Genomic DNA, 16,324 nt, shown 5'->3' with positions numbered 1-16,324 from the left:
TAAAGATCTGCCTTTCTGTAATCATCTGTATTTATTTCAACTAATCTTACTAGCTATCTGTTTTGCGATCTGCCATGAACCCATTACAAAGTCGCTTCGATCCAAGACCATGAAGAAATATCAACTTGATCGGAATCTTTACCTGAGTTCAAAGTATACTTACTGGTTTCACCAGCAACTAAACTTGCATCTGCATCAGCACCTTCAATTTGAACGTTCGATAAAGCACCATCATTTTTCATATCCAAATCATAATCGTAACCTTCCATGTATAATCCTGTGATTGATGCACCTGATTCTAATTTAAATTGAAGTCCTGTACCACCAACTGTAGAGATCGCAGTTATGTTTTCGAACTGAGGATCGTTGTTTACTTTATCACCTTCGAATACAGTAGAAAATCCGTCAACTGTATGAGAAATATAAGCATTAGTCACTTTTCCGTTCCATCCTTCCGTCCAGTCGATTGAATCATCTTCGTTATTTTCAAGGTACATATTGCTTACCGCTACTGTTCCACCGAAAAACTCAACACCATCATCGGAACCATTAATTACAGCAACATTCTTGATGGTCGTTCCTGAACCTACCGCATAAAAAGAAACACCATTGTATTGAGAATCAGCATTAATTTGAGCACCCGTTCCTTTAATTACTAAGTACTCAATAGAACCTGAGTTATCCTCGTCATCTTCACCACCATAAATAAAACCACCTACTTCAGCTTCCGAATCAGAGCCCGCAGTAGTAGTCGCCTGACCACAAAGGGTTAAACCACCCCAGTCGCCAGGTTCAGCATTTACAGAAGACATTACCACTGGAGAATCGGAAGTACCATTAATATAAATTTTACCACCCATTAATACAGCGATATAAACATCAGTACCACCAGCTTCGGCAGTAATTTTAGTACCCGCAGGAATAATTAAAGAAGCACCATCCTCTACAATTAAAGAACCCGTTAAAGAATAGGCAACAGAAGCATCTAAAGTAATAATATCGTCAACAGTTCCAGTTAAATCGCTACCAGACCAAGTCTCTACTGTCTGAACATCAACATCTACCCATGAAAAGCTTGTTACATCCACAGTAGCATCTGCATTGTAACTGTTTGCAGGATCAGCATCTACACCATCAATTTGAACATTTGACAATGCTCCATCATCTTTCATATCGATAGTTACTTCGTAACCCGTTAAAGATAGGCCTGTGATTGTAGCACCCGATTCCAGTTTGAATTGCAAAGCAGTACCACCAGTTGTAGAAACAGCAGTTAAATTCACAAGTTTAGGATTGTTATTTACTTTATCGCCTTCAACAACAGTAGAAAAACCGTCGATAGAATGCTCTACATAAGCATTAGTTACAGTACCACTCCAACCTTCTGTCCAGTCAATCGCATCATCTTCGTTGTTTTGTAGGAATAGGTTGCTTACCGAAACTGTACCCCCAAAAAACTCAACACCATCGTCGGAACCATTTATTACAGCAACATTTTCAACAATTGTTCCTGAACCTACCGCATAAAAAGAAATACCATTGTATTGCGAGTCGGCATTAATTTGAGCACCAGTACCGGTTATCACTAAATACTCGATAGATCCTGAACTATCAGAATCATCGGATCCTCCATAAATGAAACCACCCACTTCAGCTTCCGAATCAGCACCAGCGGTAGTAACAGCTTTTCCGCAAAGAGTTAATCCACCCCAATCACCAGCATCTCCGTTAACCGATGTCATAACAACAGGATTAGATTCTGTACCTTCAATATTAATTTTACCACCCATTAAAACAGCGATATATACATCTGTACCACCGTTATCGGCAATAATTTCAGTTCCTGCAGGAATGGTAAGCGTTAAACCATCAGGAACAATGAATGAACCACTCAGGTTATACTGAACGCTGGAATCGAGAGTATAATCCTCGGTTAAAGTACCTGTCAATTCGCCCTCCTCAATTAACTGAATTACTTCTTCAACTACTATTACATCATCAGCATCGTCGGAACAACTAGACAAAAAAGGCATAGCTAGAATAGCTAAACTCAAAACTTTAAATGTTAACTTTTTCATTTTAATTTAATTTTGGAATATAAAGGTTATTTAGTTTTCTAATTCAAATTGATTTTAAGACCTACACTCAGCTTAATTCCTTTTTTGTAGGACTGAATAACTTCATTTGAAGCATCCCCCGAAATCGGTTCAAGCATTTGTGTTTGCTTAATTGTTGGATTCAGTAAATTTTTTCCGGAAAATTTAATAGAGAATCGATCTGATAGCTTTTTGCTAATTACCATATCAAGAGTAACAAATCCTTTTTCAATAATTTCGTTATTAAAATATGTGTCGCTATAAGTATTATCTTCAGGAGAACCTAAGGCAAAAATCTTATCCGACGAATAGTTTCCTGTGAGAGCGAGCTGAAATTCTTTTTCCTTATTATTCGAGAAGCTCACAGTACCATTAAAAATCAAATCGGATGCTCCCTGTAAGTCTGATTCTGTTTTATTATTGTATTGGTAATCCTCAAGAAGATCTTGCGTAAACCACATTTTAGTAGCGTTTAGCACCAAATTTAGCTCTGGCATTTCGGTAGTTTGTGCTTTTATAATCGCAAATCGTGTTTCTAGCTCCAGGCCGTAAACATCTGCTTTCTCGCCGGTATTCTCGTAAATAAAGTAACCCGATGAACCTCTTGTTAAGGTAAGATTGATAGGATCGTTAATTTTTTTATAAAATCCCGATACAGAAATTAATTGTTTCGGAGTTGGAAAGACTTCCCACTTTAAATCGAAATTGTAATTCTCCGAAATAATTAAATCAGGATTCCCTTTTATAACCTGACCGGTAGGAGAAACATATTCGAATGGAGCTAACTCCTTAAATTCGGGTAGTGTAATTGTTTTACTCGCAGCAAGACGAATGGCAGCTTTATCAGTTAACTGATATTTTAAATTTAAGGAAGGCAAAACATTAGTATAGCTATTGGAAAGACTTCCCGTTCTACCCACATAATTTGCAACATCCCAATCTATATCCAGCTCATCCTGTTGGTAACGAGCACCAATATTACCCGATAGTTTATTCAATTGAAAAACCGTATTTGCATAAGCAGAATAAGAATCCAAATTAGCAGTGTACAAGTCAGGATCTCTTTCCTTTAAAACTAAGGTGCCATCATCGTACATACTTTCATCTAGCAATGCTTCATCTAAATTATCGATGGAAGAAACCTGAACACCTTTCGCTTTTACACCAATAAATAAGGAGTTAAAATCTCTTTCTTTCATTCTAAAGTTTCCTCCAAAATTCAATTTCAGCTTCCTATCATCCAGATCGATAAATTTTAATTCATCTTTTACATATCCGTTAATTTCGGAATCATCGATATTTTGTTGTGATTTTCTTTGCTGATAATCGCCCACATGAGAAAATTGAACCGTATTTTCATCAAGAATATTTACTTCGTTACGAATACGGTTTGGCTCCTCGGCTTTAACTGTATTGTAAGCAAGAGCCCAGTTTAGCTTATTGTAATCTCCAATTTTATGGCTTCCTAATAATTGGCTAATCAGTAAACTACTCTCCTTAAGATTTTGATCTCTTACAAAGGCACCTTCCTCTTGTGGATCCTGATCGAAAACATAACCTTCACCATTTCTTCCTTGTTCATACAGTTCATCGGAAGATTTGTGAACCCAAACGCTGTTAAGGTTGATACTATTATTTGCATTAAAATCGTAGGTAAGGTTTACCAATCCGGTCGTACTTATTTCTGTTTTATAAATTTCGGCATCGGTAAATGACTTATACAATATATTCGTTCTATATTTTTTATATAAGCCTTGGTGATGTGATGCTTCACTTTCGTGGGATAGCGTTGCAAACACCGTTAAATCTTTCTCGAACAGTTTAAATTTCTTACCTGCTAAAATTGAAAAGTCATAACCAATCGGAATATTTCTTGTTTCGGTATTCCAACTTTGATCAGTAATATTACTAATTGTACTATTCGGTTGATTGTAAAAACCAAAACTTACATCATTATAGTTCTGAGTGGTTTTGAAATTATTAAAAACACCACTTTTCAATACGTTTGTATTTACTTTAGTAGTTAGACCTATCGAAATTTTATCGCTATAAGTTTTCGAAACAATATCAATATTCCCCGAAGCCTGGTCTCCATAATTATCAACCGAATACGTTTTGTTGATACTTACATTTTTAATTAAATCAGTAGAGAACATATTCAAATCAATATTCTTCTTCTCAACATCATCCGATGGAATCGGTAAACCATTCATTGTTGTTGATAAATATCTATCTCCTAATCCTCTGACATATACATCACCAGAACCCTCATTTTTGGTAACACCGGATATTTTAGAGGCTGCACTTGCTGCATCCGAAACACCTTGTGATTCCAGTTCCTGAGCACCTATCGACTGCTTAATTCCAAGCGATTTTTTTTGATCTATTAATAGAACAACTTCCGATTCTCTATTGGCTTTGGCAACCACTTTCACATCGTTCAATTCTACAGTTGAAGTTCCCATTTCGAAATTAATATTCACCGAGTTTCCCTCCTCTACAGTAATATTTTCTTTCGAAGATGTTTCGTAGGATATAAAAGAACACTTTATAACATGCGTTCCTACCGGAACATTTGGGAGCTGATAGTTTCCATCAAAATCGGTAACCGTACCTATAGTTGTTCCATCTACATACACCGATGCTCCAATTAATGCTTCTCCCGTTTTTCCATCCTTTACATTTCCACTTACACTTCCTGTTTGTGCAAGCAAACAAAGCGAAGAAAAAACGAGTGCCGTTACTAGGAATAATTGTTTAATCATTTTTAATAAAATAAGTCAATACATTTTCTTTCTAATTCACATTGCGATGTTAGGAAAGAAATATGATCGGAATACTAAGACCTCTTTAAGTAAAAATTATCAAACTCGGCAGCTCATGTTAATTGTAAGTTAGGTAATAAACGCTATGTAAACTATTCTTAAACTTGATGTTAATTATCTGTATATTATGGAAAACCAAACAACTACTATCATCCTCTTTAATTGTAATTTACATCCTTATGTTACAATTGTCTTACAATATTGCTTCGGTTCTGTTACAAAAAAAATATGAAGTACTATTTTGAGAAAATTCGGATTTTATCCATCTCATTCGAAGTCATTTTTACAAGAATTATTGACTAAGTGGAAATCTTTTTATGTCTTAAATATTAAGATTTTGTTAAGATTCAATGCCTTATATAACAATAAGATTAATGAAAAATTAACGTTAATATCTTTAATTATCTTACTTTTATTTAAATATTGTACCTCTGAAAAAACGAAAGAATCGCGATTAATATTGACTTTTTCTAAGCTAAATTTGTTTGCTTATTCTCAACTTTGTCCAGAAGAATTAACTAAGAACTAACTCTACATATGAAATTGATTTCATCGAAAAAGCTTACCCTTTCCTTGAGTATATTGGTTACTATATTGGTTATGGTAATATCATGTATCAGTTACGTCCTTCCCTTTCATGTTATTTATATTGTGCTACTAGGCCTTATTTCTGGTATACTTATACACCAAATAAGCAAATATCTCGTAAATCGGTTTTTATATTCAAAAATCCGGATTCTCTACAAAACCATTCACGACACTCAGGTAATTGATAAAGATTTGGCAGAGAAAGTACAAACTAGCGATGCTCTTCATGCTGTTGAAATGGATGTACTGGAATGGAGCGAAGAAAGAGGTTCACTAATTGCTCAATTAAAAAAACAGGAAAAATACCGCAAAGAATTCATTGGAAATGTTTCTCACGAACTAAAAACACCCATCTTTAATATACAAGGTTACATTCTTACACTTTTAGATGGTGGTTTAGAAGACAAAACCATCAATAGGATGTATTTGGAGCGAACCGAAAAAAGTATCAATCGAATGATTACTATTGTTAAAGATTTGGAAGTAATTTCTAAATTAGAATCGGGAGAACTTAAATTGATGTATGAACGATTTAACATTATCGATTTGATCAACGAAGTTCTTGAAATGCAAGAAATGCGCGCTAAAAAAAATAACATCAAACTTATTTTTCCACAAGAAAAAGAGAATTCTAAATTTGTATACGCCGATAAAAAGGAAATTTTTCAGGTTCTCAACAATCTACTTGTCAATTCTATTAAATATGGTCGCAACAAAGGAACAACTCATATAGAAGTGATGAGTATGGATAAAAATTATTTACTTGAGATTCGTGACAATGGAATTGGTATCGAAGCAGATAACTTACCCCGTATATTTGAACGCTTTTTCCGAGTGGATAAAAGTCGATCAAGAAATATGGGCGGTTCAGGTCTAGGCTTGGCTATCGTAAAACACATTGTCGATGCACACAACCAAAACATTAATGTAAGCAGTACCTATGGCGAAGGTACAAGTTTCACATTCACTCTTGAAAAAGCAAAATAATAAAACTAAACAAGCACTCTTACCATGGAAAGTAGCAATTACAAAATTTTATTGGTCGACGACGAATCTGATATTCTTGAATTTCTTAGCTATAATTTAAAAAAAGAAGGTTTTCAGGTTTCAACAGCTGAAAATGGCTTAGAAGCCATCGAAAAAGCAAAAAAGTTTCATCCTCACCTTATTATTTTAGATGTAATGATGCCAGAAATGGACGGCATTGAAACTTGCGAAAAAATAAGATCAATTCCTGATTTTCAAGATGTACTTATTTCCTTTTTAACAGCTCGCGGAGAGGATTATTCACAAATTGCAGGTTTCGAAGCAGGTGCCGATGATTATATTAACAAACCCATAAAACCTAAAGTTTTTATTAGCCGGGTAAATGCTCTTTTAAAACGATCAGGTCGCATTTCCGATGATGCCTCTAATTCTTCTACACGCCTTATTACCATAGGAAATATTTCCATCGATCGAGAACGTTATCTCATCATCCAAAATGGAAAAGAATTCTCCTTACCTCGAAAAGAATTCGAATTATTGCTTTTATTGGTCTCTCGTCCACAGAAAGTGTTCACCCGCGATGAAATTTATGCAGCCATTTGGGGAGAAAAAATTATTGTTGGTGACAGAACCATCGATGTTCACATTCGAAAACTACGCGAGAAAATTGGCGAGCGTTTTATCCAAACCATCAAGGGAGTTGGTTATAAATTTGTAGATGTAGACTAAGCATAAGCAAGGGTAGCAATACTAACTTTTGCACCTTCTGCCTTTAGTATAGCACGTGCGCACGATTCTAGTGTTGAACCAGTTGTTACTACATCGTCGACCAATAAAATATGCTTATTGCATAAATTATCAGGTAGTTGTATGTCAAAAATATTATCTACATTTTCCCAACGTTCTAATTTGCTTTTTCGTGTTTGGGATTCGGTATGAATTAAGCGAATTAAATTATTTATTTCGACCGGTTTTTGCATCGATTGCCCCAAGCCAATGGCAATCATATGCGCCTGATTATATCCTCGAATTTTCTCTTTTCGAGGATGCAAAGGAACTGGAATTATAAGATCGATATCCTTAAAAAAATCCGATTTTTTTAAACTTTCACCAAAATGCTTTCCTAAAGCAATTCCAATTTCCTTTTTATTGTGGTATTTTAATTTGTGAATCAACTTTTGAAATTGGCTCCCCTTGTGAAATGTATAATACGAAGTGGCATAACTTATATTTACCCTTCCCCAAAAAAGAATGGAAACGGGATTATTTTTCTCTAGATGAAAATCTGTTTTGGGCAAAAGAAATAAACACCTAGTGCAAATTGTTTCCTCATTTTTAAATAAATAATTTCCACATGCCTCGCACAATCGAGGATAAAATAAGTTCAGAAAATCATTAAAATACATCGATATTGAATGACTTACCTTCATAAAACTAGTTTTGTAATATTTTCTCAATAAAAATTTAACGCTTGTTTAATGGTTTCATAATCTTATACTAATCGACTATGAATCAAACTACTCTATTTTTGTTGTGTAGGAAATGATACAAATATCAATTTGTAAATCCATTTTCAAAATAAGAAGATTAAGTTAATTATAAAAATAATAAGGTATTTAATATCTGCAACTTGAAACTAAAAAAATGAAAAAAATTATCTTCCTTTTTGTAGCACTACTTACTTTAGGTCTTGAAAGCCAAGCAGTGAAAGTAGTTACGCCTGTGAGCGATAAAGAAATGAACCGCGCCGAAATGGCATCAGTCGCAACAACCAGTCTATCTGGAGTAGTTTTAGATAATGAAACTGGTGAAACGCTAACTGGTGTAGCCATACGATTCGAAGGATCGAGCGAAACTGTTTATACTGATTTTGATGGGAACTTTACCATTTCAAATGTGGTTCCAGGAAACTACAACATCTTATCAAACTACATTTCGTATAGCGACAATAAATTAAAAGATGTGAACGTGAATGCTGTAAATAATGTTATTCGCTTGGTGCTAAAAAAGGATTAATTTTTATTGATGAGAAAAAAAATAAAAATCGTTTTAGGCATATTATTTTGCCTATTTACCAACCACGCCATCTCTCAGGTAATTGAGGAAGTGGAAGGTTTGTATTATACAAGTTCAGGAGATCTTTATACAGGAAGCTATACCGAATTTTACGATAGTGGTAATAAGCGAATTGAAATGAACATAGAGAATGGAAAGCGAAACGGGAAAATCACACTTTTTTTCGAAAATGAAAAAGTTCAAGAAGTTCGATCCTATACGAATGGTTTAATGGACGGCAACTGGATTACCTGGAATAATAATTCAGTGAAAATAGCAGAAGCCAATTACAAGCGAAATAAAAAAGATGGAAAATGGTATATCTGGGACGACAATGGCGTTAAAAGATATGAAATGGAATATAAAAATGGAGAAAAAGTAGGCAACTGGTACATCTGGGATGAAAACGGTAACCTTCTTAAAGAACGTAAGTTTTAGTAAATTCAATAATTATAGTTCTCTAAAGTCGCTTAATGGTAAATTAAGCGACTTTTTTTGTTTATTCTTTTTGATTGTAATGAAATAGATCAAAATTGTTAATAATTTTGTATTGGCAGCACTCGAAGATCAATAGCAATCCGAAAAGCATAAAATTTAATGAATTCCTTTTATCAAATAGTAAGAAATAGTAAAACCTGGCTTATTCAGTCTATAAACTTTCTCTTTTCTGAGTTTCTGGCATTTCTAAAAAGGAATAAATACGGTGTAATGGGAACAATAGCTTTTCACATGTTCTTACTTATTCTCATGTTACTTTTTAAATTAAATACAAAAAAGACCTTTCTTGAATCAGAAATCTCCATCGAAATACCACTTGAACTAAGCGAACAATTACTTAAAGAAGAAAAAGAGAAAATAGAAGAAGCCCTTGAAGAAAAAAATTCTGAAATTTCTAAAAGTGTAGATGAACTTCTTCGCTCCATTGCCGTAAACCAAAACGTTGCAAAATCACAAAACGACCCACAACAAAAAGTGGATCAACTAATCGATGAAGTTCGAAAAGATCTGGACGAATTAGGATCTGATGATGCAGCCAACGGTGAATCTAATGACATCCGAGAGTTTCTTAATGACAGTATAAGCGCTGCCGAAGCGAAAGAAAAACAAAAACTTCTTGATTCTTTGGAAAGTATTGAATACAGTGGTCCAAGCAGCGTTTATTACAACTTGGAAGGTAGGCATAAAGTGTATTTGCCCATTCCTGTATTTAAATGCGAAGGTGAAGGCTTAATTGCAGTTCAAATTGTAGTAAATCAATCTGGTAGAGTCATTCAATCGAGTATTCTTAATCAGGAATCGGGTGTACAGGATGATTGTTTGTTCGATGCTGCATTGCAAGCTTCTCGTAAAACCAGATTCAACGTAAGTACTAGTAGTCCAGCCCAGCAAATTGGTAAAATAACCTATCAGTTTGTTCGGCAATAAAACTTTTTTATCAGTAAACTGATATAGCATAAAATTATATTATTGATTATTACCTAATAATAATTAAATTAGAGACTTGTTTTGTACTATCAAAAATAATTTCACTATGAACTTTTTTTTAGCCTATAGACTTCGTAAAGCTTCTGATACTTTAAGTATTGAAAAAAAAAGAGATGCTCTTCAAAAGGACTTCGAGGAATTTAAATCCTTTTCTATTTCTGAAGAATTAAAAGATTATCGTGACCTTGAAGCTTATGTTTTAGCGGATAGATTCAAAACCAACAGAAAATCCATAGAAAATAAAAGCTATAAAAAGAGTACTCTTTTTAAAGACGAAAAAAACTTTAAACGCTTTCAGCGGTCCTCAAAATTCAAAACTTATTTTCGTTTAAAAGATTCTAGTGAATTATCAACTTTCGAACTTACTAAAGTATCTGATGAAATTAAACGTTACAAGGAACTAGATGCTCTCATTCACTCGGCAGGTTTTTCTAAAAAAACCCAATCGGAAGAATTCAACGAATTTACAAAATTAAAATCGTCACAACTTCTTAAGGAATTTTTCAAATTCGAAAAATCCAAATCATATAAAACCTACAAGGCATTGGAAGGTTCGAACGAATTAAACCAATACTTACAATTGGAAGAGAAAATTAGTTCCGACGAATTTCAGAAAGAAAAAGCCTATTTATTAGATAAAAAGAGATTTGAAAAATCGGAAGATTATCAAAAACTTCAAAAATATTTACAACTAAAAGAGTCTGATAAGTATAAAAAATACTTTGCACTAGCTACTAAAAATCCATTTCAAGAACTGGATAAGTGGGAACTTAGCTTTTCTGATGAATTCGATTCAAAACCATTACAGGCAGAAAAATGGATCAATAAATATTTCTGGGGTGAGGAACTGCTGAATAAAGGATATAATCTTCAGTCGGAATTACAATGTTTTACCGAAGGCCAAAATATCGACTATTCAACTTCTTCTGTTCTTCTGCAAGCAAGAAAAGAAACTGTAAAAGGTTTGCAATGGGATCCTTCTATGGGATTTGTTCCTACTGAGTTTGATTATAGCTCGGCTATTATTAGTACAGGAAAATCGTTCCGCCAAAAATTTGGTCGTTTCGAGGCCAAAATAAAACTAAACAATCCTAATCAGGTAACTCATTCGTTTTGGATGGTTAGTGATCAAAAATTACCACACATCGATGTATTTAAGAGTTTGGAAGATGGTAAGCTTCAGATAGGAAATTATTGGGGAAATGAAAAAAAATTGAATAAGCATCAAACTAAAGTAAAAGGCGTTGATCTATCGAAAGGATATTTTATTTATTGCTTGGAATGGACTCAAAATAAATTGGTTTGGAAAATAAATGATGTGGTAGTTAAAACTCAAAGCGAAGGAGTTCCACAGGACCCCATGTATTTAAATTTTAGCATGAATATTACAAAAGAACAGCCAAACGTAAATGCTTGTTTCGAAATTGATTGGGTACGCTGCTACCAAGCAAAAGAATAATAAAAAAGAGCCTTTAAAGGCTCTTCTTTAATTTAATGAAGTTCCAACATTAAATACACTAAAGTAATTATCAATTGAATCGGCTAGTTGAGATTTTAAGTCATCCAATTCCTCTTTTTCCATTTCTTCATCGTCCCAAAAAGTAAGAATAATATTCAAGTAGTCTTTTATTAGACCTGGCGAGGTTTCAAGTCCTAAATCAGAACGCAAAAGAAGATTAAACTCAGCAAACCAAAGTAAGGCAATTTTATGTTCATGAACGGTTCCTTCCACAAAGGAGCTCAAAGATTTAAATTCTAAAAATTTCTTTACTGTTCTTTCAGAGGCTAAATAATACAATTTAGTTCCTAAATCGAGAAACTCCTTTTGTAATTTCTTAAAATTACTCTTGCTTTTCTTTTCACATAAAATTTTCATGAAAAAAGCATTAACACGAAGAAACTCTTCTCGTTTATCGAAAAAATTATTTACATCCATATCCAATTCTTTCGATTCCTTAGTAACATCTTCTACTTCCAAATCCCGAATGGAATTTCTCTTTTCCTGAAGTAAAAAGGAGATCAGAAAAACCAGTGCCGCCAAAATTGAAACTTGTAATATGATTGATATTATTTCCATGATTTGAGTGTTTGTAAGAACAAATTAACGACTTATTTCTGTAAAATTTTTGTAATGAGTAATTTACGAAATGTTATGTTTTCGAACAAACCTAGTATAGGTGTTTTTATTTACTCACATTTTTTTTAGATAAACGAATATATTTTCATGATTAAAAATTAATTTTAATTTTTAATAACTTTTCAGCAAAACCAATTCTATCAGACATTTATAAATTATGTTTGTTGTTTAAATAATATATAAATCATCTTTTAGCCCGCGTAAAAAAAGTCAATATAGAACCAAAATAAATTTCGTATCAGTAATAAAAAAACCTACACAAAAGCGAGCTTACTTTTAAAGAATACAATTCTTTATTTTTTCGAAAACAATCTATAAAGTCGATGTTCTATTTGTGTAGACAATCGAAACATGACTGGTGCAATTACTAAGGTTAAAAATGTGGCAAAACTTAAACCAAATATAACGGTCCACGACATAGGTCCCCAAAAAGCTGTACTATCGCTTCCGAATGATAGGTAAGGATTGAATTCACTAAACAATGTAAAGAAATTAAAATTCATGCCCAAAGCCAATGGTAACAATCCAAGAATGGTTGTAATTGCAGTAAGCATTACAGGACGTAGCCTTGTTTTACCGGCTTGTGCAATACAATCTACTTCCTCAAGTGCAGTTAAATACTTAGGATCCTTTGTATCCATTTTATCTATCTTCCGCTTGCGCAACAAATCGATATAATCGATCAAAACAATTCCATTATTTACAACAATTCCTGCCAAGGAAATAATACCAATACCAGTCATTAAAACCACAAATGGCATATTAAAAATTCCTAAACCCAGAAATACACCAATCGTACTAAATAGTACTGTAATCATTATTATTAATGGCTTAATTGCTGAATTAAACTGCGATACGAGTATCAAAGTAATTAAAGAAAGTGCAATTAGTAATGCTTGCATTAGAAAAGCAGATGTTTCTTCCTGTTCCTCCTGTTCACCCGTTAATTTATAGGAATACCCTTTCGCGATTTCAAAATCAGCTAAAACAGATCTAATTTTAGCATTAATTTCGTTGGCATTAAATCCTTCCTCTACATTCGAATAAATTGTTACCACACGTGTATTATCAATTCGGTTAATTCGCTCGTAGGTAGATCCGTAACTATAATTACTCACCGAAGATATTGGTATTTGAACCATTGTATTGCTAACTGGGCTCATCACACTAATTTTCTGATTCATTAAGGAAGGAACATCATATCGATATTTATCGGCCAGGCGAAGCATAATATCATATTCATCTTCACCATCTTTAAATTTTGAGACTTCCGTACCATACAAAGAATTACGAAGAGCTCGTGCAACCTGATTTGTAGACAAACCAAAACGTCGTACTTTATCACGATCGATATGAATGAGCATTTCAGGTTTTCCTTGGTCTAAATCGAGCGACAACTCCTCCACTCCTGGAATTCTTTCATCGTTTAACTTCTGTTTCATACGATTAGCCTGAATAAGTAATTGTTCAAAATCATCACCCGAAACCTCAATATTAATAGGATATCCAACATCAGGACCATCTGTATTTTTTTCCACAAAAATTTCAGCTCCTACAAAACCTTTAAAATTAGCTGTTAATTTTTTCATCAGCTCCGAAGTACTCACACCACCTCTTTCCTTATATTCCACAAAAGAAATACTTGTTAGTGATTTGTTAGCCGAACGACTACTAGCAAACATTCCTCCTTTTCCGGATCCAACATTAGTAGAAATAGATCGAATAATATCCTTATAAGGTTCCATGGTATTTTTCACGATTTTTTCTACCTCTACCGAAATTTCATTGGACTTATGTATATCTGTTCCTAAAGGAAGTTCCATGGTAATGTAAATCGATTTTGGATCGTTATCGGGAAAGAAAACCACAAGAGGATTACTTCCAAAATAAAAACCAATAGAAAGAATCATCAGTAAAAAAGTTCCCAAAAAGAAAAGTAATGGACGAATTCCTTTCAAAGCAAAACGAAGTGTTCTCTCGTAGGAATTTTCGAGTACAACCAAAAATACAAGTTGAAACCAACGCGCAAATGGCTTTAACACTAACAAGTTAAGAAGAATTAAAAAGGCTATACAAGCCAGTAAATTTGCCATTACAAAAGTATCGAATACCCCAAAAATCTTTAAAGCATAAAAAGGTAATGAACCTATGAAAAATGCAGCGGAAATCATCAAAAATTTCTTCGTATTCATCTTTGCATGGATATCATCTATTTTAACGAAAGTGGCAGTAAAAACAGGATTTAGAATCAGTGCCACGAACAAAGACGACGACAAAACAATAATAAGGGTAATTGGCAAATATTTCATGAATTCACCCATAACTCCTCCCCAAAGTAGTAAAGGAAAAAAGGCCGCCAAAGTTGTTGCTGTAGATGAAATGATAGGTGCGGCAATCTCACTAACGCCTTGTTTTGTAGCCTCCAACTTCGAAAAACCTTCCTGATGAAGTCGATACACATTTTCGACCACCACAATGGCATTATCAACCAACATTCCCAAGGCCAAAATCAATGAAAATAGAATCATTTGATTCACCGTGTAACCCATTTCATTCAAAACAATAAAGGAAATGAACATTGACATTGGAATCGCTAATCCAGAAAAAAGAGCATTTCGCAGTCCCATAAATAGGTACAAAATCAAAATTACCAGAAGCATACCCATAATAATTGAATTCTCAAGATCGCTCACCTGACCACGCACATCTTCCGAAGTATCATCGGTTACAGTTACCAGTAAACCACGAGGCAAATTGCCCAATTCTTTCTCCTGCGAAATAATTTTATAGATTTGATCGGTAGCAGCCAAAAGGTTTTCGCCCGATTTTTTGGCAATGGAAAGAGATACTACTGGATGATTATTCAATCGGGAAATGGAAGAAAGTTCTTCATAACCATCTTCAACCTCTGCCACATCTTTAAGGTAAACAACTCGCCCATTTGCCACTTTAACAATGGTATTTTCAATTTGCTTTATAGTCGTATAATCGGCACTTGTACGAATACTTCTTCGTGTATTATCGGTAATTAATGTTCCTGCACTAACGGTCACATTTTCATCAGAAATAGCTGTTTCTATATCATTAAAAGAAACCCCGTTTGCTTCCATTTTATGCAAATCGGCATTAATTTTAATTTCACGCTCATCAATTCCTTTAATATCTGCCTCGGATACTTCGGGTAAAGATTCGAATTTATCCTGAAGGTCTTCTGCATATTCCTTCAAATCATCTAAGCCATAATCTCCTGATAGATTAATATTTAGTATGGGGAAATCAGCAATATCGATATCCTCCACACTTGGGTCACTATCTAAATCGTCAGGCAATTCACTTAAAGATTTATCGACCTTATCTTTGGTATCCTGTAAAGCTTGTTTCACCACCACATTGGTAGTAAACTCAACCACAATAATACTCATGTCCTCGTAGGATGCCGATGACATTTTTTTGACCCCTTTTAGTGATTTTAGTTCTTTTTCGATGGGTCTTGTAATCAGATTTTCAATATCAACAGGTGAATTACCAGGATAAACTGTTGAAATCATGATGTTGGGAATGACCACTTCCGGAAAGTATTCACGAGGCATACTTTGGTAGGAAAACCAGCCAAACATGCAGAGTATTGCCGTTAAAATAAAAATAGAATTCTTATTTTTTAGAGCAAGAAATGTAGGTGTAAACTTTCTCTGTATGTTCTCAATAGTGCTTGTATCTTTGTTTTTATCCATTTTTAAAGCTTATTTTGGACTCACAAGAGATCCGTTTACAACCTGAGAGAATCCTTCTGTAATAATCTGATCACCAAAAGAAAGACCCGAGTCAATCATAGAAATATTATTGTAAGTTCTACTTATATTTACATATGTTTTTCGCGCCACAAGCTGCTCTCCTTCTTTTTTTGCCACATACAAATAACTTCCTTCAAAATCTTTCTTTACGATAATGGAGGGAATCACCAAAGCATCTTCTACTTCGAAATCCTTAATTTTTACCACCGAAATAAGATTTGGTTTAATCTTATGATCAGGATTATTTAAGTTAACGCGAATTTTAAAACTTCGGTTTCCCGGATCAATCACATCTGATGTTCTGGTAATGCTGGCCTGAGTTTGAAAGTTAATTGCGGGAAAATTCAATTCAACCAATTC

Annotated in this window: 12 protein-coding genes; 6 read left to right on the top strand and 6 right to left on the bottom strand. The window is 33.9% G+C overall.

The genetic code is table 11. The annotated features are described in order from the left end of the window. Positions 1-83: 83 nt before the first annotated feature. Positions 84-2,078 carry a hypothetical protein gene (locus tag ABYT26_RS16095; protein ID WP_372755763.1) on the bottom strand — a complete coding sequence of 665 codons (1,995 nt, stop codon included), beginning with the start codon at positions 2,076-2,078 and terminating at the stop codon, positions 84-86. A gap of 38 nt (positions 2,079-2,116) precedes the next feature. Continuing rightward, positions 2,117-4,861 carry a TonB-dependent receptor domain-containing protein gene (locus ABYT26_RS16090; RefSeq protein WP_372755761.1) on the bottom strand — a complete coding sequence of 915 codons (2,745 nt, stop codon included), beginning with the start codon at positions 4,859-4,861 and terminating at the stop codon, positions 2,117-2,119. 597 nt (positions 4,862-5,458) lie between these two features. Between ABYT26_RS16090 and ABYT26_RS16085 the strand changes: the two genes are divergently transcribed. Both ABYT26_RS16085 and ABYT26_RS16080 read left to right on the top strand, forming a co-directional pair. Then, complete coding sequence (locus ABYT26_RS16085; protein WP_372755759.1) at positions 5,459-6,496, top strand: sensor histidine kinase; 1,038 nt, start codon at positions 5,459-5,461, stop codon at positions 6,494-6,496. Between the two features lie 24 nt (positions 6,497-6,520). Beyond that, the gene (locus tag ABYT26_RS16080; RefSeq protein WP_372755757.1) at positions 6,521-7,225 is read left to right on the top strand and encodes a response regulator transcription factor; all 705 of its coding nucleotides are present in this window, start codon (positions 6,521-6,523) and stop codon (positions 7,223-7,225) included. On the opposite strand, the gene ABYT26_RS16075 is transcribed toward ABYT26_RS16080, so the two are convergent. After that, positions 7,222-7,926, bottom strand: coding sequence for a ComF family protein (locus ABYT26_RS16075; protein WP_372755755.1), 705 nt, complete (start codon positions 7,924-7,926; stop codon positions 7,222-7,224). The two genes, ABYT26_RS16080 and ABYT26_RS16075, sit on opposite strands and share 4 nt — an antisense overlap. A 214-nt stretch (positions 7,927-8,140) precedes the next feature. Here ABYT26_RS16075 and ABYT26_RS16070 point away from each other — a divergent pair, with 214 nt between their 5' ends. From ABYT26_RS16070 to ABYT26_RS16055, 4 genes are all read left to right on the top strand, one after another. Further along, the gene (locus ABYT26_RS16070) at positions 8,141-8,512 is read left to right on the top strand and encodes a carboxypeptidase-like regulatory domain-containing protein (RefSeq protein WP_372755753.1); all 372 of its coding nucleotides are present in this window, start codon (positions 8,141-8,143) and stop codon (positions 8,510-8,512) included. Between the two features lie 9 nt (positions 8,513-8,521). Then, positions 8,522-8,989, top strand: coding sequence for a toxin-antitoxin system YwqK family antitoxin (locus ABYT26_RS16065; RefSeq protein ID WP_372755751.1), 468 nt, complete (start codon positions 8,522-8,524; stop codon positions 8,987-8,989). Positions 8,990-9,259: 270 nt separating this feature from the next. Beyond that, positions 9,260-9,976, top strand: a complete 717-nt coding sequence (locus ABYT26_RS16060) for an energy transducer TonB (protein ID WP_372755749.1) — start codon at positions 9,260-9,262, stop codon at positions 9,974-9,976. A 106-nt stretch (positions 9,977-10,082) separates the two neighbouring features. Beyond that, complete coding sequence (locus tag ABYT26_RS16055; RefSeq protein WP_372755747.1) at positions 10,083-11,495, top strand: family 16 glycosylhydrolase; 1,413 nt, start codon at positions 10,083-10,085, stop codon at positions 11,493-11,495. A 27-nt stretch (positions 11,496-11,522) separates the two neighbouring features. Here the strand turns inward: ABYT26_RS16055 and ABYT26_RS16050 are convergent, their stop codons facing one another. The 3 genes from ABYT26_RS16050 to ABYT26_RS16040 all read right to left on the bottom strand — a co-directional run. Then, positions 11,523-12,113, bottom strand: a complete 591-nt coding sequence (locus ABYT26_RS16050; protein WP_372755745.1) for a hypothetical protein — start codon at positions 12,111-12,113, stop codon at positions 11,523-11,525. A gap of 353 nt (positions 12,114-12,466) precedes the next feature. After that, the gene (locus ABYT26_RS16045) at positions 12,467-15,904 is read right to left on the bottom strand and encodes an efflux RND transporter permease subunit (protein WP_372755743.1); all 3,438 of its coding nucleotides are present in this window, start codon (positions 15,902-15,904) and stop codon (positions 12,467-12,469) included. 9 nt (positions 15,905-15,913) lie between these two features. Beyond that, positions 15,914-16,324: efflux RND transporter periplasmic adaptor subunit (locus ABYT26_RS16040; protein ID WP_372755741.1), on the bottom strand; the 411-nt coding region annotated here is incomplete at its 5' end.

Origin of the sequence: Labilibaculum sp. (genome assembly GCF_041595635.1) — a bacterium.
In the GTDB taxonomy this organism is placed as follows: domain Bacteria; phylum Bacteroidota; class Bacteroidia; order Bacteroidales; family Marinifilaceae; genus Labilibaculum.
Note: the sequence above shows the minus strand (reverse complement) of the source record. Positions and strands in the feature narration are given on the sequence as shown.